At 63.2% G+C, this 18,989-nt stretch carries 17 protein-coding genes; 9 read left to right on the top strand and 8 right to left on the bottom strand.

Annotated elements, in window-relative coordinates:
• The first annotated feature begins 247 nt into the window (after positions 1–247).
• The 4 genes from GWL_RS13375 (at position 248) to GWL_RS13360 (ending at position 7,643) form a co-directional block, all read left to right on the top strand.
• Entirely contained in the window at positions 248–2,560 is a 2,313-nt protein-coding gene (locus GWL_RS13375; RefSeq protein WP_034350812.1) for an NADP-dependent malic enzyme, read from the top strand.
• A gap of 448 nt (positions 2,561–3,008) precedes the next feature.
• Complete coding sequence (locus tag GWL_RS13370; protein ID WP_008331010.1) at positions 3,009–4,391, top strand: MFS family transporter; 1,383 nt, start codon at positions 3,009–3,011, stop codon at positions 4,389–4,391.
• Between the two features lie 107 nt (positions 4,392–4,498).
• The gene (locus GWL_RS13365) at positions 4,499–6,319 is read left to right on the top strand and encodes an ATP-binding protein (RefSeq protein WP_008331008.1); all 1,821 of its coding nucleotides are present in this window, start codon (positions 4,499–4,501) and stop codon (positions 6,317–6,319) included.
• Positions 6,312–7,643, top strand: a complete 1,332-nt coding sequence (locus GWL_RS13360) for a sigma-54 dependent transcriptional regulator (RefSeq protein WP_008331006.1) — start codon at positions 6,312–6,314, stop codon at positions 7,641–7,643. Before GWL_RS13365 ends, GWL_RS13360 begins: the two co-directional genes overlap by 8 nt.
• Before the next feature lie 102 nt (positions 7,644–7,745).
• On the opposite strand, the gene GWL_RS13355 is transcribed toward GWL_RS13360, so the two are convergent.
• Genes GWL_RS13355 through GWL_RS13345 form a run of 3 tightly spaced genes read right to left on the bottom strand, consistent with a single transcriptional unit; the run spans position 7,746 to position 9,477 of the window.
• A complete protein-coding gene (locus GWL_RS13355; RefSeq protein ID WP_034350810.1) occupies positions 7,746–8,411 on the bottom strand; it encodes a DUF799 domain-containing protein in 666 nt (221 codons plus the stop codon).
• Positions 8,408–8,779, bottom strand: a complete 372-nt coding sequence (locus GWL_RS13350) for a DUF4810 domain-containing protein (RefSeq protein ID WP_008331002.1) — start codon at positions 8,777–8,779, stop codon at positions 8,408–8,410. Before GWL_RS13350 ends, GWL_RS13355 begins: the two co-directional genes overlap by 4 nt.
• 29 nt (positions 8,780–8,808) lie before the next feature.
• Positions 8,809–9,477 carry a CsgG/HfaB family protein gene (locus GWL_RS13345; RefSeq protein WP_008331000.1) on the bottom strand — a complete coding sequence of 223 codons (669 nt, stop codon included), beginning with the start codon at positions 9,475–9,477 and terminating at the stop codon, positions 8,809–8,811.
• Between the two features lie 290 nt (positions 9,478–9,767).
• Between GWL_RS13345 and GWL_RS13340 the strand changes: the two genes are divergently transcribed.
• A complete protein-coding gene (locus GWL_RS13340; RefSeq protein ID WP_008330998.1) occupies positions 9,768–10,406 on the top strand; it encodes a carbonic anhydrase in 639 nt (212 codons plus the stop codon).
• A gap of 31 nt (positions 10,407–10,437) precedes the next feature.
• Here GWL_RS13340 and GWL_RS13335 read toward each other — a convergent pair whose 3' ends face one another.
• Positions 10,438–11,469: an aldo/keto reductase gene (locus GWL_RS13335; RefSeq protein ID WP_008330997.1), complete on the bottom strand. Its 1,032-nt coding sequence runs from the start codon at positions 11,467–11,469 to the stop codon at positions 10,438–10,440.
• Positions 11,466–11,909, bottom strand: coding sequence for a MerR family transcriptional regulator (locus GWL_RS13330; RefSeq protein ID WP_008330996.1), 444 nt, complete (start codon positions 11,907–11,909; stop codon positions 11,466–11,468). Before GWL_RS13330 ends, GWL_RS13335 begins: the two co-directional genes overlap by 4 nt.
• A gap of 129 nt (positions 11,910–12,038) precedes the next feature.
• Here GWL_RS13330 and GWL_RS13325 point away from each other — a divergent pair, with 129 nt between their 5' ends.
• A complete protein-coding gene (locus GWL_RS13325; RefSeq protein WP_008330995.1) occupies positions 12,039–12,782 on the top strand; it encodes a fumarylacetoacetate hydrolase family protein in 744 nt (247 codons plus the stop codon).
• A gap of 15 nt (positions 12,783–12,797) precedes the next feature.
• Here GWL_RS13325 and bla read toward each other — a convergent pair whose 3' ends face one another.
• The gene (gene bla / locus GWL_RS13320) at positions 12,798–13,697 is read right to left on the bottom strand and encodes a class A beta-lactamase (protein ID WP_008330994.1); all 900 of its coding nucleotides are present in this window, start codon (positions 13,695–13,697) and stop codon (positions 12,798–12,800) included.
• Positions 13,698–13,811: 114 nt separating this feature from the next.
• On the opposite strand from bla, the gene GWL_RS13315 reads away from it, so the two are divergent.
• The 3 genes from GWL_RS13315 (at position 13,812) to GWL_RS13310 (ending at position 16,520) form a co-directional block, all read left to right on the top strand.
• The gene (locus GWL_RS13315) at positions 13,812–14,675 is read left to right on the top strand and encodes a LysR family transcriptional regulator (protein ID WP_008330993.1); all 864 of its coding nucleotides are present in this window, start codon (positions 13,812–13,814) and stop codon (positions 14,673–14,675) included.
• Between the two features lie 207 nt (positions 14,676–14,882).
• Complete coding sequence (locus tag GWL_RS23660) at positions 14,883–15,032, top strand: hypothetical protein (protein WP_008330992.1); 150 nt, start codon at positions 14,883–14,885, stop codon at positions 15,030–15,032.
• A 258-nt stretch (positions 15,033–15,290) separates the two neighbouring features.
• Entirely contained in the window at positions 15,291–16,520 is a 1,230-nt protein-coding gene (locus tag GWL_RS13310) for an HD-GYP domain-containing protein (protein WP_034351158.1), read from the top strand.
• 53 nt (positions 16,521–16,573) lie between these two features.
• Here GWL_RS13310 and GWL_RS13305 read toward each other — a convergent pair whose 3' ends face one another.
• Together GWL_RS13305 and GWL_RS13300 are read right to left on the bottom strand one after the other, a co-directional pair.
• Entirely contained in the window at positions 16,574–17,563 is a 990-nt protein-coding gene (locus GWL_RS13305) for a M48 family metallopeptidase (RefSeq protein ID WP_008330990.1), read from the bottom strand.
• Positions 17,564–17,566: 3 nt separating this feature from the next.
• On the bottom strand, positions 17,567–18,688 hold the full coding sequence (locus tag GWL_RS13300; RefSeq protein ID WP_008330988.1) for a YjgN family protein: 1,122 nt from the start codon (positions 18,686–18,688) through the stop codon (positions 17,567–17,569).
• Positions 18,689–18,989: the final 301 nt, after the last annotated feature.

The following is an 18,989-nucleotide window of genomic DNA, read 5'->3' as shown; positions in this document are numbered from 1 at the left end:
CAGGGGCGGTGGCAGCCTCTCGTGCAGCAAATCAAGCTGCGTGCAACTGCGCACATCAGGCGACAAACGGTCGTCATCTGGCCCCGGAAAGACCATGTTCGCGGTCATCACGGGTTTCGGTCGACCTGCCGCAAAGCCAGTCCGGAAAAGGCTTTGCGCGGGGCAGCATGGGGCGGTCGGCCTATGATTGAGGGCCGACCTCTGCTAGAATCGACCCCCTTCGCAAGTCAACTAGAGAATACAGAGTATGGATTCGATGATCAGTAAGAAAGAAGAAGTGCGTCAGCAACTTCGTCAGGCAGCGCTCGATTACCACGAGTTTCCGACCCCGGGCAAGATCGCGGTCACGCCCACCAAGCTGCTGACCAACCAGCGTGATCTCTCCCTCGCGTATTCTCCGGGCGTGGCTGCGGCCTGCGAAGAAATCGTCGCCGACCCGCTCAACGCCTTCCGCTACACCGCGCGTGGCAATCTGGTGGCCGTCATCACCAACGGTACCGCCGTGCTGGGCCTGGGCAACATCGGGGCGCTGGCGTCCAAGCCGGTGATGGAAGGCAAGGGCGTGCTGTTCAAGAAGTTCGCCGGCATCGACGTCTTCGACATCGAAATCAACGAAACCGACCCGGACAAGCTGATCGACGTGATCGCGGCCCTGGAGCCGACTTTTGGCGGCATCAACCTGGAAGACATCAAGGCCCCTGAATGCTTCTACATCGAGCGCAAGCTGCGCGAGAAGATGAAGATCCCGGTCTTCCACGATGACCAGCACGGCACCGCCATCATCGTCGGCGCCGCCATCCTCAACGGCCTGAAGGTCGTTGGCAAGGACATCAAGGACGTCAAGCTGGTGGTCTCCGGCGCCGGTGCGGCCGCGCTGGCCTGCCTGGACCTGATCGTCGACCTCGGCTTCCCGATCGAGAACATCTTCGTCACCGACCTGGCCGGCGTGGTCTACAAGGGCCGCAAGGAACTGATGGACCCGGACAAGGAACGTTTCGCCCGTGAAACCGACGCCCGCACCCTGGCCGAAGTGATTCCGGATGCCGACATCTTCCTGGGCCTGTCCGCCGCCGGCGTGTTGAAGCCGGAGATGGTCAAGCAGATGGCCGCCCGTCCGCTGGTGCTGGCCCTGGCCAACCCGACCCCGGAAATCCTGCCCGAAGAAGTGATGGCCGTGCGTGACGACGCCATCATCGCTACCGGCCGTTCGGATTATCCGAACCAGGTCAACAACGTGCTGTGCTTCCCCTACATCTTCCGTGGTGCGCTTGACTCCGGCGCCACCACCATCACCCGCGAGATGGAGATCGCCACCGTCCACGCCATCGCCGAGCTGGCCCAGGCCGAGCAGTCCGATATCGTGGCCTCGACCTATGGCATCGCCAACCTGTCCTTCGGCCCGGAATACATCATTCCCAAGCCTTTCGACCCGCGCCTGATGATCAAGATCGCGCCGGCTGTGGCCCGTGCCGCCGAGAGCTCGGGCGTGGCCGCCCGTCCGATTCAGGACATGGACGCCTACATCGAAAAGCTGGAACAGTTCGTCTACCACAGCGGTACCTTCATGCGTCCGATCTTCCAGGTCGCCAAGAAGGCCGCCGAGGCCAAGAAGCGCATCGTCTACGCCGAAGGCGAAGAAGAGCGCGTGCTGCGCGCGGTGCAGGTGATCGTCGATGAAAACCTGGCCAAGCCCATCCTGGTGGGCCGTCCGGAAGTGCTGGAACAGCGCATCAAGAAGTTCGGCCTGCGCCTGCGTGCCGGTACCGACTTCGAGGTCATCAACCCCAATTTCGACAACCGCTACCGCGACTACTGGCAGACCTTCCTGGAAATGTCGCGCCGCAAGGGCGTCACCGAGCAATACGCCAAGCTGGAAATGCGCCGCCGTCACACCCTGATCGGTTCCATGGCCATTCACAAGGGCGATGCCGACGGTCTCATCTGCGGTACCTACGGCACCACCCAACTGCACCTGCACTACATCGATCAGGTGCTGGGCAAGCGTGAAGGCGTCAACGTCTATGCGGCGATGAATGCGGTGATCCTGCCCAATCGCCAGCTGGTGATGGTCGATACCCACGTCAACGAGAACCCCAACGCCCGCGAGCTGGCCGAAATCACCATGCTGGCCGCCGAGGAAATGCGTCGCTTCGGCCTGCATCCGCGTGCGGCGCTGCTGTCGCATTCGAACTTCGGTTCCAGCAACAGCGAATCGGCCCGCAAGATGCGCGATGCTCTGGCCATCCTGCGCGAAATCGCGCCGGACCTGGAAGTCGATGGCGAAATGCACGGCGATACCGCGCTCGATTCCAAGCTGCTCAACGCCGTGATTCCGGACTCGCCCCTGAAGGGCGACGCCAACCTGCTGGTCATGCCCAACATCGACGCCGCCAACATCGCCTACAACCTGCTCAAGACGGCATCGGGCAACGGCGTGGCCATTGGCCCCATCCTGCTGGGTTGCGCCAAGCCGGTCCACATCCTGACCGCGTCGGCGACGGTGCGCCGCATCATCAACATGACCGCCCTGTGCGTCATGGATGCCCTGTCGGAGCGCTGATCGCAGCGTCAGTCCACGGCTCAAGCCGGCTCAGCAAGACCGTGAAAGCGGCGCATGTCGAAAGACATGCGCCGCTTTTCATTGCGCCCGGGCGAGCGTGGCACCAGTCGATGGTTTGGATGGATTTCCGCACATGTCGCGCAGCAGCATTCCGGGAATCCGCACCGGGTTTGCGTTGCTGTTTGGGTTGGATTAAATAAAATCTTTTGAAATCAATGGCTTGCGATTTTTTTGCCGTGTTTTTCATGCTGGCACGAAGCCTGCAATATGAAGCTCAAAACAAAAAAGCAAACACGGAGACAGACACCTGATGCGCTCTCTGCATCGTCTTCACGCGCCTGGTCCTGCTGGCCTCTGCGTTATGCCTTGTTCCGGTTCCATCAAAGCAAGATGACCCGCCGCAGGTCCTGTCCGCCGGACCGGACTGTGGCCATCACAGGAGATATCCATGAGTGTCACCCCGCAAAGCCATGCGCAAACCACGCCCTTGAGCGCTGCTGAATACCGCAAGCGCATCTTCGCCATCCTCGGCGCCTCTTCCGGCAACCTGGTGGAATGGTTCGACTTCTACGTCTATTCCTTCTGTGCGATCTATTTCGCACCGGCCTTCTTCCCCAAGGGCGATCCGACCACCCAGTTGCTCAATACCGCCGGCGTGTTCGCGGCCGGTTTCCTGATGCGTCCCATCGGCGGCTGGCTGTTCGGTCGCATCGCCGACAAGCATGGCCGCAAGACCTCCATGCTGATCTCGGTGCTGATGATGTGCGGCGGCTCGCTGGCCGTGGCCGTCCTGCCGACCTATGCCACCATCGGTGCCTGGGCGCCGGCGCTGCTGCTCTTGGCGCGCCTGTTCCAGGGCCTGTCGGTGGGCGGTGAATATGGCACCTCGGCGACCTACATGAGTGAAGTGGCGCCCAATGGCCGCCGTGGCTTTTTCGCCTCCTTCCAGTACGTGACGCTCATCGGTGGCCAGCTGCTGGCCGTGCTGGTGCTGTTCGCCATGCAGCAGTGGCTGACCAAGGCCGAGCTGATGGCCTGGGGCTGGCGCATTCCCTTCGTGCTGGGCGCGGTCGGTGCGCTGGTGGCGATGTATCTGCGCAGCTCGCTGGCCGAGACCTCTTCGGCCGGTGCCCGCAAGAAGAAGGAAGCCGGTACCCTCAAGGGCTTGCTGCAGCACAAGCGCGCCTTCCTGAACGTGGTGGGCTTCACCGCCGGCGGCTCGCTGATGTTCTACACCTTCACCACCTACATGCAGAAGTATCTGGTCAACACCGCCGGCATGGACCCGAAGATGGCCAATGGTGTCATGACCGGCGCGCTGTTCGTCTACATGATCCTGCAACCGATCTTCGGTGCCCTCTCCGACAAGATCGGCCGCCGCAACTCCATGCTGTGCTTCGCCTTCTTCGGCATGATCGGTACCTTCCCCATCCTGCACTTCCTGAAAGACGTCAGCAGCCCCGGCGTGGCCATGGCGCTGGCCATCCTGGCGCTGACCATCGTCAGCTTCTATACCTCCATCAGCGGCCTGATCAAGGCCGAGATGTTCCCGCCTGAAGTGCGTGCGCTGGGTGTGGGCCTGTCGTATGCGGTCGGTAACGCCATCTTCGGCGGTTCGGCCGAATTCGTGGCGCTGTCGCTGAAGTCGGCGGGGGTGGAATCGGCCTTCTACTGGTACGTCAGTGCACTGTGCCTGGTGGCGCTGATCATCAGCCTGCGCATGCCGGATCCGCAACGTGACGGTCACCTCAAGGGCGATGTCTCCATGAACCCGGACGACGAGCACGGCGACGCCGCTGCCGCTGCCGGCAAGCTGCACAAGCCGGCCTGATCGTGCCCGCCGTTGCGCCACTGCCTGCGGTGGCGCGCGGCGCGTTATGATGATGCCTTCAACGCGGCGCCCTGCGGGGCGCCGCGCTGTTTTCTTCCGTTCTCTTCATGCGCGCACGACGAAACCTGCTGATCCTGACCCTGTTCCTGGCGGCCACCCTGCTGGTCTGCGGGTTGACCTATCGCGTGGCGCTGGGCCGGGCCGAGAGCGACCAGCAGGCCCTGGCCGCCGCGCAGTTGCAGATCGCCGCGCTGGATCTGGAGTCGATCCTGCAGAAATATGAAGCCTTGCCCTTTGCGCTGGGCTTCCAGTCCGATGTGCGCCAGGTCTTGCAGCATCCCGAGGATGCGTTCTCGGTGGACCGCCTCAATCGTGCCTTCAAGACCATCCAGCAACAGTCGCGTGCGGTCAATATCTTCATGCTCAACCGTCACGGCGTGACGCTGGCCTCCAGCAACTGGGATGAGGAATTCAGTTATGTCGGGCGCGACTTCGGTTTCCGCCCCTACTTCCGCGAAGCCATCCAGGGGCGGGCAGGGCGCTTCTATGGTATCGGCAACATTTCCAGCGAGCCGGGCTACTTCATCGCCCAGCCCGTCTATCGGCGCCAGGACCAGGCCGAGGGCGACCTGCCCATTGGGGTGATGGTGGTCAAGGTGGACCTGGCGGAGTTCGAGCATACCTGGCGCAGCAGCAATGATCCGATCACGCTCACTGATGCCGGTGGTGTGGTGTTTCTGAGCAATCGTCCTGAATGGAAGTATCACAGCCTGCAAGCCCTGAGCGCGCCGGTACAGCGCGAGCTGGAGGGCACCCACCAGTATGCAGACCTGCCCATCACGCCCGTGACGACGCTGCCGCCGGCCTTGCAGCGCGGATTCGGCATGCACGTGTCGCGCCCGGTGGGGCGGCTGGGATGGAAGTTGATGTTGTTTCCGTCAAAGGCACGCATGCAGCGGTCCGCGATGCAGTCGACCATGGCGGCGGCACTGTTGATGCTGGCGCTGGCCATCTCGCTCTTGGCCTGGTACCAGCACCGGCGCCGCTTGCAGGAACGACTGGCCTCGCGCAACGCCCTGCGCCGTGCTGCCGAGGAACTGGACCAGAAGATCGCCCAGCGTACCGGGGAACTGACCGCGGCCAACCAGGCCATCGCGGCCAAGTACGCCAAGCTGCAGCAGACCGAGAGCCTGTTGCGCACTACCCAGGACGAGCTGGTGCAGGCCGGCAAGCTGGCCATGCTGGGCCAGATGGCGGCGGGCATGACGCATGAACTGAACCAGCCTTTGGCGGCCATCCGTGCCTTTGCCGACAACTCGGTGAAATTCCTGGCGCGGGGCCAGACCGCCCAGGTGGCCGAGAACCTGGAACACATCAGCCATGCCAGTGCCAGCATGGGCAAGATCATCGGCCAGTTGAAGGGGTTTGCGCGCAAGAGCGGCCAGGCCGTGGCGGTGGTCGACCTGCGCCAGGCCGTGGAGACCTCGGTACGGCTGCTTTCCAGCGACTTCCAGAAGCAGGAAGTGGAAACCCGCATCGACATGCCGCTGACCGTGCAGGTGACCGGAGACGCAGTGCGCACCGAGCAGGTCATCGTCAATCTCTTGCGCAATGCCCTCGATGCGGTCGAGGAGGCGCCCCGCAAGTGTGTCTGCGTGATACTGGAGGTCGATACGGCACGCCAGCAGGCAGTGCTGCGCATTCGCGATTCCGGCGCGGGCATTGCCGACGAGGTCGTGCCGCATCTGTTCGAGCCCTTCTTCACGACCAAGTCGTCGAGCAAGGGGCTGGGCTTGGGACTGGCGATTTCGTCCTCCATCGTGCAGGCCATGAACGGTCAACTGAGTGCGCATAATCATGAACAAGGCGGCGCGGAATTCGTGGTGCGCCTGCCCCTGCTGAAGACGGAGAATGGATCTGATGGATAAACACGCCGCTGCCCCCAGCGCCCTGCTGATCGAAGATGAACAGGCGGTGCGCCGTGCCACGGCCCAGGCACTGGAGCTGGAGGGCTTTACGGTGAGCGCCTGCGCCAGCGCCGAAGAGGCCCTGCCGCTGCTGACCCGCGATTTCCCGGGCGTGCTGGTGACCGATGTACGCCTGCCTGGCTGGTCCGGCTTGCAGGTGCTGGCCCATATCATGCAGATCGATCCGGACCTGCCGGTGATCGTCGTGACCGGTCATGGCGATGTCAGCATGGCGGTGGAGGCCATGCGTGCCGGGGCCTATGACTTCGTGGAGAAGCCCTTCGGTTCGGACAGTCTGCTCGAGATCGCCCTGCGCGCCCAGGAGAAGCGCAGTCTGGTCCTGGAAAACCGCCGCCTGCGCGAGGCCTGGGCGCACGACCCGGAGCTGCCGCCGCTGGTGGGCCAGTCACCTGCCATCGAGCGGGTGCGTACGCTCATCCGCAGCCTCGGTCCGGCCGATGTGGATGTGCTCATCAATGGCCAGACCGGCAGCGGCAAGGAAGTGGTGGCGCGCCAGCTGCATGCCGCCAGTGCCCGCAAGGGCCCCTTCGTGGCGCTGAACTGCGGGGCCTTGCCGGAAACGGTGTTCGAGAGCGAGATCTTCGGTCATGAGGCCGGGGCCTTCACCGGTGCCCAGAAGCGCCGCATCGGCAAGCTGGAATATGCGCATGGCGGCACGCTCTTCCTCGATGAAATCGAGAGCATGCCGCTGGCGTTGCAGGTCAAGCTCTTGCGCGTGCTGCAGGAGCGGCGCCTGGAACGCTTGGGCGGCAACGAGTCCGTGGCCATTGATTGCCGGGTGGTGGCGGCCAGCAAGGTCGATCTGCTCAAGCTCTCCGCCGAGGGACAGTTCCGTGAAGACCTGTATTACCGTATCGGCGTGGTTTCCATCGACCTGCCGGCCTTGAACCAGCGTGGCAGTGATATCCCGCTGTTGCTGGCGCATTTCTGCCAGGCGGCCGCGATGCGCTACCGGCGAGAGATACCGGCCTGGACGGCGGCGCAGATGCAGCAATGGCAGCAGCGCGAATGGCCGGGCAATGTGCGCGAACTGCGCAACTTTGCCGACCGCTGGGTATTGGGAGTGGAACAGATCGCTGCCGTGGGGGGCTCGGCATCCTTGACGCTGTCCCTGCCGGAACAGGTGGAGCAATTCGAGGCCGGGATGATCGCCACGGCGCTCAGGGAGAGCGAGGGCAGTGTCGCGCAGGCCGCCGAGCGGCTGGGCATCCCGAAGAAGACGCTTTACGACAAGATCCGCAAATATCAGCTGGCGTCCGCTTGAGACTGCTACGTACGTAAAAAACGCCGCTGCGGTGATGCTGCGCTGCGGCGTCATTGCCCTCTGCAGGACTTGCTTGCGCAAGCGCTGCGAGGGGCTTTGGACTCAGTCCTTCTGGTACTGCGGTGAACGCGGACCATACAACAGTCCGTTGGTGCTGCCCGCGCGCAGCAGGCGGTTGCTGGTGACGCTGGCCATCTTGTAGCTGGCATCGGTGGTGGTGCTGATGATCTGGTTGACCACGGCCGAGATCAGCATGCCCAACAGGCCATTGTTCTGGTTCTGGCGCTGCTCCGCGCTGGAGGCGCTGGCCGAACCCTGCCACAGCGTCTTGCCCGAACGCAGGTCGACCAGCTTGGCATCGGCGGCCACCACCGTATCGCTCTGCACCACCTTGTAGGAGGTGCCGTAGTCGGTGATGTTGATGTACAGCGCAGCGTCGGCACCGAAGATGTCATGCAGCTTCTTGACCGGCACCTCGTGGATGTCGGCGGCGTTGGCCAGGCCGTTCTGCTTGAAGGTCTCCGCCGCCAGGGAGACCGGGATCACGTAGTAACCCGATTCCGCCAGGGGTAGCGTGGCCTGCGCGAGCATGCCGTAGGGAGCGATGACTTCGGAAGAGCTGTTCATCGGTGGCAGCACCAGGATCGAGGCCGGACGCGCCGCCTTGAACTCGGCGTAGTCATACGGTTGCTGTTTGTGGGTGGCGCAGCCCGAGGCCAGCAGGACCAGCAGCAGGGCGCCCAGTGCCTTGAATTTGTTGATCATCATTTGCTCAGTCCCTTCTTGTAGTTGCGCATCAGGAAGTCCATATACGGTGCCGATTCCGGGAACAGCGCCTTTTCGGTCTGCAGTTCCTGGACCAGTTGGTCTTCCTTGCCGATGGAGGCATACAGCATGCCCAGGTGGGCGTGGTAGCCCGGCGGCACGGCCTCGTTGTTGGCGCGCATCTTCTGCAGGTTTTCTTCCAGCGCGGCGATCTCGGCTTCATTGCCGTTGCCTTCCGTCTTGAAGTGTTCGTACAGCTGGTCCTGATAATTGCCCCAGCCGTAGAGGGACTTCTGCTGGTGTTTGGCACAGCCGGAGAGGGCCAGCGCCAGGCCGAGGGCGAACCCGGCAGCGAGCTTCTTGTTCATCATGGTCGGTCTCTTGCGTTCGTGTTGGGGAGTCAGGGCTTCCATGCGCCGGAATCGATGCCGGTGACCAGGTTCTGCACCGCTTCGCGGATGGCCAGGTCGAGTACCTTGCCATTGAGCGTGGAGTCATAGCTGGCGGTGCCGCCGAAGCCGATGATCTCGCGGTTGTCCAGGCTGTATTCGCCTGCGCCCTGCGACGAGTACACCACCTGCGAGGTGTTCACGTCCACGATGTTGAGGTTGACCTTGGCATAGGCCACCTGTGACTTGCCACGACCGAGGATGCCAAACAGCTGGCGATCGCCGGTTTCCTTGCGGCCGAACTCGGTGACATCACCGGTGACCACGTAGTTGGCGCCCTTGAGGGACTGGGTCTGCTTGTTCAGCTTGGCTTCCTGGGCCAGTTCGCCCATGTTGTCGCGGTCCATCACGGAGAAGCGGTTGCTCTGCTGCAGATGGGTGATCAGGATGGTTTTGGCCTGTCCGCCCAGACGGTCCACGCCATCCGAGAAGATGCCGCGCAGATAGCTGGAGCGGTTATCGAACTTGCCGACGGCGATCGGGCTGCGCGCCCCCTGGTACACCTGCTTGGCGCTGGCCACCTGGGCCACCGGCAGACTGCGTGAATTCTCTGTGGCGCAACCCCCGAGCGCCGTTGCCATGGCGACTGCCGCCACGGTCGTGACATACCTGCTGAACATAGTTGTTTCCCCGAATTGTTGATATCGACAAGGGCAGCCCAACTGCCCTTCAAACACCTCGAAAGCGCCCGTGCCTTGCACACTGGCGAGTTTCGAGCCGGCAATTTTATCAGCGGACAGGAGCAAAATCTGTAGTAATTTGGCGATATCTTGATCAAATTTAACAAGACGGCGTTATTCCTGATGACGTTCATCATTGTGCGTCGCGGCCGCTGCAAGCGCCGATGATATGATCCGGCTCACGCGGACGCCGGGCGTCCATCTTCATCGAGAATCAAGGCCATTCCCTCATGCGCGACATCATCAATGGCTTCCTGCGTTTCCAGCAGGATGTCTTTCCTTCCCGTAAAGAGTTGTTCAAGAGCCTGGCGACCGGGCAGACCCCCAAGGCGCTGTTCATCTCCTGCTCGGACAGCCGCATGGTGCCCGAACTGGTGACCCAGCGCGAACCGGGCGACCTGTTCGTCATCCGCAATGCCGGCAACATCGTGCCCTCCTTCGGCCCCGAGCCGGGCGGCGTCAGTGCGACCGTGGAGTATGCGGTGGCACAGCTGAAGGTGTCGGACATCGTCATCTGCGGTCACTCCGATTGTGGCGCCATGACGGCGGTGGCCACCTGTGCCTGCCTGGACCACATGCCGGCGGTACGCAACTGGCTGCACCATACCGATGCCGCGCGGATGATCAATGAATCGCGTCACCACGAGACCGAGAAGGATCGCATCGATGGCATGGTGCGCGAGAACGTGATCGCCCAGCTCAACAACATCCGCACCCATCCTTCGGTGGCGGTGGCGCTGGCACAGGGCCGGCTGGGACTGCATGGCTGGGTCTACGACATCGAGACCGGCTCCATCCTGGCGCACGATACCGCCACCAATACCTTCGTGCCGCTGGCTCTGCATCCGGCGGCCAGCAGCGACCACTGAGACTGGCGGCGGGCGGCGCTCGCCTCAGCCCTCAGAGGTTGAGCATCTGCATGCTGGCTGCGGTGTAACGCTCGCCGGCGGCCGCGCCGCGCGGGAAGACCGCCTCCAGCGCCTGCAGATCTTCGGAAGAAAGCTTCACCGAAAACGCGCCCGCGTTTTCTTCCAGATAGCGGCGGCGCTTGGTGCCGGGAATGGGCACGACGTGCGGGTCCTGCGCCATCACCCAGGCCAGTGCCAGCTGGCTCGGTGTGCAGCCGTGCTGCGTTGCCATTTCCTTCACTTGTGCCACCAGCCGCAGGTTGCGGGCGAAATTCTCGCCCTGGAAGCGCGGATTGGTGCGGCGGAAATCATCCTCGGCCAGATCCTCGAAGCGCTGCAACGCACCGGTCAGGAAGCCCCGTCCCAGCGGACTGTAGGCCACGAAGCCGATGCCCAGCGCGCGGCAGGTGGCCAGCACATCCGTTTCAGGATCGCGCGTCCACAAGGAATATTCGCTCTGCAGGGCCGTCACCGGGTGTACCCGGTGGGCGCGCTCCAGAGTGGCCGAGGAGGCTTCGGACAAGCCGATGTAGCGGATCTTGCCGGCCTGCACCAGGTCCGCCAGCGCACCCATGGTGGTCTCGATGGGCGTGTTCGGATCGATGCGATGCTGGTAGTAGAGGTCGATGGTCTCGATGCCCAGGCGCTTGAGGCTGCCCTCCACGGCCTGGCGGATATAGGCCGGGCTGCCATCCACGCCGCGTGCAGATGGATGGGCCGGATCGCGCCGGATGCCGAACTTGGTGGCGATGAAGAACTTGTCGCGGCGGCCTTGGAGGGCGCGGCCGATCAGTTCTTCGTTGGTGTAGGGGCCATACATGTCGGCCGTGTCGAGCAGGTTGATGCCCAGTTCGAGGGCGCGGTCGAGGGTGGCCAGGGATTCGGCGTCGTCGCGCTGCGCATAGAAATCGCTCATGCCCATGCAGCCCAGGCCGATGGCCGAGACCAGCGGGCCGTTGCTGCCCAGGCGGCGGGTGCCGACGGGTGATTGCGCTGGCAGGTGCGAGGTGTGGGGTTGCGTCATGGTGTCATCCTTTCGGGTTGGGGAGCGGCGGCCTTGTCGCCAGCAGAGGCGGGCAGTGCAGCGCGTACTTGCTGCTCCAGTTCGTCATACAGGGCCAGCTTGTGCTGCAGGACCGCCAGGTTCTCCTGCAATTCGGCCAGGGTATCTTGTACGCACAGCGTATGCGCCTGCAGCATGGCACGGCGCTGGCTGACACTTTCCACCGTATTGCCGATGCGGCGTAGCTCGGCATAGCGCAGCATGGCGCGTACCGGCAGGCCGGTGGCCTTGAGCTTTTTCAAGAAGGCGATCCAGTTCAGGTCTTCCTGGGTGTAGCGGCGATGGCGGTTGTCGCGCCGCTCCACCGGGTCGAGCAGGCCGATGCGTTCGTAGTAGCGCAGGGTATGCACCGACAGGCCAGTGGCCTCGGACGCCTGGGCAATGGTGAGAGAAGTTGTCATGGCAGCCAGTCTAGAAGTTGGAGTGCGCTCCAAGTCAAGCGCTCCCGCCATTATCGGCATCCTGGTCGGAGTGCGCTGGCAGCCAGTACAATGCGCGCTGCCTTCCCTTCTGTTCCGGAGCTTTTCCGCATGCACATCGCTGCCGCCACCCAACTTCTGCTCGACGCCCGCCACAGTGGCCTGGCCCTGGACTGGCGCCGCCTGGCCGTGGGTGATGCCGAGACCGCCTATGCCGTGCAGGACGCGCAATTGCTGCGCCTGGGGCCGGTGGGCGGCTGGAAGGTCGGCAGCAAGGGCGATGGCAGCCTGCCCGGCTGTGCAGCGCTGCCGGCTTCGGGCATCGTGGCATCGGGAAGCGAACTGCGCGGGCCGCAATGGCGCATGCGCGGGCTGGAAGTGGAGTTGGCCCTGCGGGTCGGGCGCGATTACGATCCCGGCGAGCAAGAGCCGGATGAAGCCGAGCTGCGCACCGTCTTCGATGCCATCCTGCCGGCCATCGAAGTGGTGGAGACGCGCCTGGGACATCCGCCCTGTACCAATCCCTGGGCCGGCATGGCCGACCTGCAAAGCCACGGTGCACTCATCATCGGTGCCGCCCAGCCGCTGCCTGCCACGCTTTCGTTGCGCCAGATCGTGGCCGGCCTGCACATCGACGGCCAGGAAATCATCCGTACCACCGGCGGCAATCCGGCCGAGCTGTGGACCATGCTGGGCTGGCTGGCGCTGCATTGCGCGCGCCGTGGCCAGCCCTGGCGTGGCGGGCAGATCATCACCACCGGCTCCTGCACCGGCCTGCAGCTGGCGCGGGGAGGGCGGCTGGTGGCGGCGGCGCTCGAGGGCATCGGCGCGGTCTCGTTGAGCTTCGCCGCTTGAAGGGCTGGCCGTTTCTCAGCGCATGAGTTGGCCGATCAGGCGACCCACTTCCGCATGCACCGCATCGCGCCGCGCATCGGTGGCGGCGTTTTCGGTCAGGTAGACGGCAAACAGCAGCGGTGCGCCCTTGTCGGTCCACACCACCCCCACATCGTTGGCCGTGCCCAGGCGCCCGGTACCGGTCTTGTCGCCGACCTTCCAGCCCGCCGGCAGGCCGGCGCGCACACGCTGGTCGCCGGTCCGGTTGGCCACCAGCCACTGCGTGAGCTGCTGGCGCGAGGCCGGAGCAAGCGCATCGTCCAGCAGCAGCCGGCGCAGGTCGGCGGTCATCGCGGCCGGGGTCGTGGTATCGCGAGGGTCGCCAGGGACGGCTTCGTTGAGCGTGGGTTCATTGCGATCCAGCCGGGTGAGATCATCGCCCAACGTGCGCACGAATCGCGTCAGGCCGGCCGGACCGTTCATGCTGGCCAGCATGAGGTTGGCGGCGGTATTGTCCGAGAGGGTCATGGCCGCTTCGCACAACTGCGCCATCGACAGGCCGGCGCCGCCGGTGTGCTTGCCCGTCGTGGGCGAGTAGGGGACCAGGTCTTTCTGGTGATAAACGATGCGCCGGCTCAACTGCTCCTTGCCCTGATCCACGCGGTGCAACACGGCGGCTGCCGCAAGGAACTTGAAGGTACTGCACATGGGGAAGCGCTCATCGGCACGATAGCCCCAGTGGCGAGCACCGGCAGTATCCACCAGCGAAACGCCCAGGCGGCCGCCGATGTCGGCTTCCAGCCGCGACAGGGTATCGGTGAGTGTGGATGAGTCCACAGTTTTACTTGCAACTTGTGGTGCGGCCGCCCAGCTGCGGCTGATCAGGCCGGCCGTGGTCAGGGCGGCAACGGACAGGAAGTGGCGTCGTCCAGACATGGATTCTCCTCGATGAATGATGGCAACAGGGCTGCATCATAGGCAGTAGTCGTGGCGCTCACAATTCACGATAATTGGGTGCAAGCCCAAGAAAAACTGATGCCAGGAAATCCCATGTACCTGCCCCTCAATGCGCTGCGTGCCTTCGAAGTCTCGGCCCGCCACCTCTCCTTCACCCGCGCCGCCGAGGAATTGAGCGTGACCCAGACCGCCGTGAGCATGCAGGTCAAGAACCTGGAACAGCGTCTGGGCGTGGCGCTGTTTCGTCGTCTGCCGCGCGGATTGGCGTTGACCGATGAGGGGCTGGCGCTGCTACCGGTGGTGGCGCAATCCTTCGGGCGCATTGCCGACGTGCTGGCCCAGTTCGAAGATGGCCGCCGCCGCGAGGTCCTCACCGTCGGTGTGGTGGGTACTTTCGCCGTGGGCTGGCTGATGCCGCGCCTGCGTGAATTCCAGCAGCAGCATCCCTTCGTGGATCTGCGCCTGCTCACCAACAACAATCGTGTGGACCTGGCCGGGGAGGGGCTCGATTACGCGATCCGTTTTGGCGATGGTGCGTGGCACGGCACCGAGGCTGAACGTTTGTTCGAAGCGCCGCTGGCCCCGATGTGTGCCCCCGAGATCGCCGCGCGCTTGCGCGCGCCCTCCGACCTGGCGGCCGAGACCTTGCTGCGCTCCTATCGCAGCGATGAGTGGCGCCGCTGGTTTGCGGCAGCCGGTGTGCCTTGCCCGCCCTTGCGCGGCTTCGTATTTGATTCCTCGCTGGCGCTGGCCGAGGCCGCTGCGCAAGAGGCGGGAGTGGCCTTGCTGCCGGTACTGATGTTCGAGCGCGAACTGCGGCAGGGGCGCCTGCTCTGTCCCTTCGGGCAGCGCATCGTATTGGGTGCCTACTGGCTCACGCGCCTGAAGTCACGGCCGCAAACCGCTGCCATGGCGGCTTTCCGGGGATGGTTGCAGACACATGCGGAGGGCATGTAGGTGATGCTGAAGTGATGACTACGCGCAACAACCACAGCGATGTCAGAGAAATCCTGATGGACGTCCGGCCGTCATGCACATAGAATAAATAATATAAACAATTTATACGGTTCGTGCCGGCCGTATGAATCAGGACCATGGACAGACCGGCACTGGCGGAAAAACCTTCGGGACCTGCCATCAGTCATTAGTGAAAGGGGGTAAGTCATGCGTTACTTCGCACAACTCTATCGCAAGCTGGTTGATTTTCTCAACGACTCCAGCGAGCTCGACACCGGATCGCACCGTGGTGCGCCGCATTGCTGCAGCCTCTATTCGGGTTTGTCGAGCATGTCGCAGGACGAGCAGCGCCACTGAGTTCGCACTCACTGCGCCAGCTTCATCTGCCAACCCGGGCCGCGCCAGCGCCCCGGGTTTTTGTTTTTCTGTCGGGCCATCCCTTGCCTGTTGCCGTGGCAGCCGACACCCTGTGCCGTCGCGGCATCGTTTGAGATTAGGTGTTTTCTTTAATAAGTGTCGTCAGAAAATTCCTGCTAATCAAGCCGCTGAAGATGTAATACAGTCGCGCAACAGCCCGAGGCAGCATCGCGGCAATGCACCTTTTCTCAAATGCAGATGGCACAACTCAAAAAAATCAGCATCAACGACTTGGCCGTGGGGATGTATTTCGCCGGCTTCGATGGCTCATGGATCGAGCATCCCTTCTGGCGCAGCAAGTTCAAGATCGAGCACGCAGCCGACGTAAGCCGGGCGCGCAGTGCCGGCTTCGAATTCTGCTGGATCGATCTGTCACTGGGGCGCGATGTCATTGCTCACCAGCCCATCGAGGACGTGGCCGTTGTGCCACCTGCGCCGGTCACTGCGGAGGAGGAGTATCGCAATGAACTCAACGAAGCCTTGCGGCTCTACGAGAGTGCCAAGGAATCGACCCGGCAGATGTTCCGGCAGGCCCGTCTGGGCAAGACCCTGGATGTCGAGAAATGCCAGGACCTGGTGGAGGAAATCGCCGCCTCGGTCACGCGCAATTCGAACGCCCTGCTCAGCATCATCCGCCTCAAGCGCGCCGATGAATACACCTACCTGCACTCCATCGCCGTCTGTACCATGATGGTGGCGCTGGCGCGCACCCTGGGCATGGACAGCACGGCCTGCAAGGAAGCCGGACTGTCCGGCTACCTGCATGACGTAGGCAAGGCCTTTATTCCGCTGGAGGTACTGAACAAGCCGGGCAAACTGACCGACCAGGAATTTCGTATCATCCAGCGCCACCCCACGCTGGGTTATGAATACCTGAGCGGCTTCGCCGGCGTACCGGACTATGTCCTCGACGTGTGCCTGCATCATCACGAAAAGGTCGATGGCACCGGTTACCCGGGGCGCCAGCAGGGCAACCAGATCGGCCTGTATTCGCGCATGGCCGCCGTGTGCGACGTGTACGACGCCGTCACCTCCGATCGCACCTACAAGTCCGCCTGGGATCCGGCCGAGTCACTGGCCCGCATGGCGACCTGGCAGGGGCACTTCGATCGTCCCATCTTCCTGACCTTCGTCAAGACGCTGGGCATCTATCCCGTCGGGTCCATCGTCAAGCTGCGCTCTGGCCGTACTGCGCTGGTCATTCGCCAGAACCAGAAGGATCTCACCCGGCCTGTGGTCAAGGCGTTTGCAACGGCCGTGTCGATCGAGGCCCTGGAGAGCGAGATCATCGACCTGTCCGCACCGGACCAGGAGGATGCCATCAGTGAGCGCAGCGGGCAGGACTGGATCCGCAGCAACGGGCTGGTGCTGGACTCACTCAAGGCACTGGTGGAGGGCGGCGAGAGCCCGGGAGAGGCCAGGCCTTAGGGCCTGGTCACGTTGAATCTACTCGTAGATTTCATGGGAACAGGCCTTGGTCCTCAGCGCGAGCCGAGGATATGTGCGATGCGTTCCTCATTGGCCGGATGGCTGGAGAGATAACGCGCGGCCGGGCCATCCTTGTCCATCTCTCCCAGCTTCTCGAACACCAGCGCCAGCTTCTGACACGGCAGGCCATTGGCCTTGAACATGGCAATGGCGTAATCATCGGCCTCGCGTTCGATGTCGCGCGAATACTTCAGATCCAGCAACACCGTGGGGATGTTGGCCAGCACCGCCGAGACATCGCCAAACAGAGCGGTGGCCATGGCGGCAATGGCCGAACTCTGGATCAGTCGCCGCATCAGGTGGCGGCGGTGCACATGGCCCAGTTCGTGGGCCAATACCCCCATGAGGGCATCATCATCGTCCAGCAACTGCACGATCTCGTCAGTGACCACGATCTGCCCGGAGGGCAGGGCGAAGGCATTGGGCCCGATGCGGCTCTTGCGAAACACGATCTCGTAATCGGGGGCATCCGGCAGCGGCGTCGTCATGGCGCGAAAGCGCGCCGTGATGGCCCGCGCACGATGCGCATCGAGCTGGCTGGGTGACAGCACCCTCGTATCGAGGAAGTCCAGCGTGTCCTGTCCGACCTGGCGATCCACCGACACCGGCAGCATGGCGGTGATGCCCTGGGCCGCCAGCGGCAGCAGATAGAGGTAGCTCAGGACCACCACCGCCACCAGGACCGCGCAGGCCGTCAGTGCGTGGAACCAGCTCTGCTGCAGCCGCACTACCAGTGAATCGCGCTGGCCGATCCCGCGCAGCAAGGCGCTGAAGGCCGCGCCATCGATGATCTCCAGATAGGCGCCATCGGGGAAGCTGACCTTGCGCGCCGCGCGGTTCAGGCGCTCGGAAACGTGCAACCCGGCAATCGGGCAATCCCGCTCCACCTCCCCGCGTACCTGGGCCACGCCGCCGCTGACGGTGAGCGTGACCAGGTAGCGTCTCGAGGTCTTGCCATCGTAATAGGAAGCCGAGACTGTCATGGCTTACATCGACAGGTCGAAGTCGAGCAGATCGCCCAGGCCCTCGCCGGTCGCCGAGCCGGGCGATTCGCTGGAAGCGATGAAGTCGTCCAGGCTGCCTGCCGGCAGCAAGGTAAGCGACTCGATGCGATAGCGCATCATGCGTACCTGCGCGAAGGGCGTGAACAGGCCCAGCGTCACGGCGATGCCCAGCACGTTGGTCAGCAGGATGAAGGCCGTGCGGCCCCAGCGCATGCGGCTCTGGAAGCGATGTTCACCCAGGCGGGTATTGTTCCAGACCAGGTTCTGCAGCAGCGTCAGCCACAGCGGAATGATCAGGAAGGACCAGACGTAGAGGGCCAGCAGCATGAGCGCGAAGGCCAGGATCGAACCTGCGCCCGACTCGATCGCTCGGAACAAGGCCATGCCGCCAAAGCTGATGACGATGAGCGCCGAGCCGGCGATCCAGCCACCGATGCCGGCCAGGTAGGCCAGGTAGAACGCGCCGACCGAACCATGGAAGGAGAAGTGGGTGGAGCCGAAGCGCGTCTCATTGTGCTGGAAGCGCTTGAAGCGCTGTGCCGCCATCGGCATGAGCAGGCCCACGCTGAAGACGCCGATCATCGGCCACAACAGGAAGTTCTTGAAGGCACCGCCGAAGCTGCCGCGAAAACCGAAGCGGATGCCGCGATAGCTGGTGTTGTAGAGCTTGAATTGCAGGCTGCGCCAGATCAGCCAGGGGCTGGCCAACATGAGGATCAGCGCGGCGATCAGGCCAAGCAGGATGTTGATGTAGCCGGCGAGCTGGTAAGCCACCAGCAGTACCACGGCCAGGATGCGTCCCTTGAGGATGGCCACGGGATTGCCGTGATAGTCGAAGCTGGCCCCGGCCACCGAAGTGTTGTCGTAGAAATAGCGCAGTCGGCGCACCTTGGCCCAGGCGGAATAGATGCCCAGCGTCACCACGGACAGCAGCAGGTTGACGATCCAGATACGGAAATATTCGGAACCGCGCCCGCTGAAGGAAAATGCCTGTGGTGCACGGTGATCGGCAGAATCGCGCAGGGCGGTGGCAAAGGTGCCCGGCTCATTGGATGCAGACGGAGGAGGGACGGTGGCGTCAGGCAAATCGGAATGGTCGTTCATGGAAACTCTTGTGTTGGTCGTTGTATGGAAGAGGTCTGCCGATGGGGTCGGGCAAGAATCCATTGCTCGCAAGTAAAAGTCAAGTTGGCGGGCATCTCCATGTGACTTGTATGGATTTTGTAGGGGCGCACCTCGCATTTTTTCGAGCCTCATTGGTCTGGCCTTCTGCAGAAATGCACTGTTTGTGCGAACATTGCTGCCCACATGCGGTCAAGGCAAGGGCATGGCGGCGGCGTCAACAGCGCGGCCTCGCAGCAATGATTGTCCGCATTCGCGCCAAACAAAAGTTTCCTGAGCGTCG

Origin of the sequence: Herbaspirillum sp. GW103, assembly GCF_000261365.1 — a bacterium.
Classification (GTDB): domain Bacteria; phylum Pseudomonadota; class Gammaproteobacteria; order Burkholderiales; family Burkholderiaceae_D; genus Herbaspirillum.
This window is presented reverse-complemented; position numbering and strand designations above follow the sequence as displayed.

Bases quoted from the DNA above. Each gene is read 5' to 3' on its own strand.
- GWL_RS13375 (WP_034350812.1), top strand. From the start codon at position 248: ATGGATTCGATGATCAGTAAGAAAGAAGAAGTGCGTCAGCAACTTCGT.
- GWL_RS13370 (WP_008331010.1), top strand. From the start codon at position 3,009: ATGAGTGTCACCCCGCAAAGCCATGCGCAAACCACGCCCTTGAGCGCT.
- GWL_RS13365 (WP_008331008.1), top strand. From the start codon at position 4,499: ATGCGCGCACGACGAAACCTGCTGATCCTGACCCTGTTCCTGGCGGCC.
- GWL_RS13360 (WP_008331006.1), top strand. From the start codon at position 6,312: ATGGATAAACACGCCGCTGCCCCCAGCGCCCTGCTGATCGAAGATGAA.
- GWL_RS13355 (WP_034350810.1), bottom strand. From the start codon at position 8,411: ATGATGATCAACAAATTCAAGGCACTGGGCGCCCTGCTGCTGGTCCTG.
- GWL_RS13350 (WP_008331002.1), bottom strand. From the start codon at position 8,779: ATGATGAACAAGAAGCTCGCTGCCGGGTTCGCCCTCGGCCTGGCGCTG.
- GWL_RS13345 (WP_008331000.1), bottom strand. From the start codon at position 9,477: ATGTTCAGCAGGTATGTCACGACCGTGGCGGCAGTCGCCATGGCAACG.
- GWL_RS13340 (WP_008330998.1), top strand. From the start codon at position 9,768: ATGCGCGACATCATCAATGGCTTCCTGCGTTTCCAGCAGGATGTCTTT.
- GWL_RS13335 (WP_008330997.1), bottom strand. From the start codon at position 11,469: ATGACGCAACCCCACACCTCGCACCTGCCAGCGCAATCACCCGTCGGC.
- GWL_RS13330 (WP_008330996.1), bottom strand. From the start codon at position 11,909: ATGACAACTTCTCTCACCATTGCCCAGGCGTCCGAGGCCACTGGCCTG.
- GWL_RS13325 (WP_008330995.1), top strand. From the start codon at position 12,039: ATGCACATCGCTGCCGCCACCCAACTTCTGCTCGACGCCCGCCACAGT.
- bla (WP_008330994.1), bottom strand. From the start codon at position 13,697: ATGTCTGGACGACGCCACTTCCTGTCCGTTGCCGCCCTGACCACGGCC.
- GWL_RS13315 (WP_008330993.1), top strand. From the start codon at position 13,812: ATGTACCTGCCCCTCAATGCGCTGCGTGCCTTCGAAGTCTCGGCCCGC.
- GWL_RS23660 (WP_008330992.1), top strand. From the start codon at position 14,883: ATGCGTTACTTCGCACAACTCTATCGCAAGCTGGTTGATTTTCTCAAC.
- GWL_RS13310 (WP_034351158.1), top strand. From the start codon at position 15,291: ATGGCACAACTCAAAAAAATCAGCATCAACGACTTGGCCGTGGGGATG.
- GWL_RS13305 (WP_008330990.1), bottom strand. From the start codon at position 17,563: ATGACAGTCTCGGCTTCCTATTACGATGGCAAGACCTCGAGACGCTAC.
- GWL_RS13300 (WP_008330988.1), bottom strand. From the start codon at position 18,688: ATGAACGACCATTCCGATTTGCCTGACGCCACCGTCCCTCCTCCGTCT.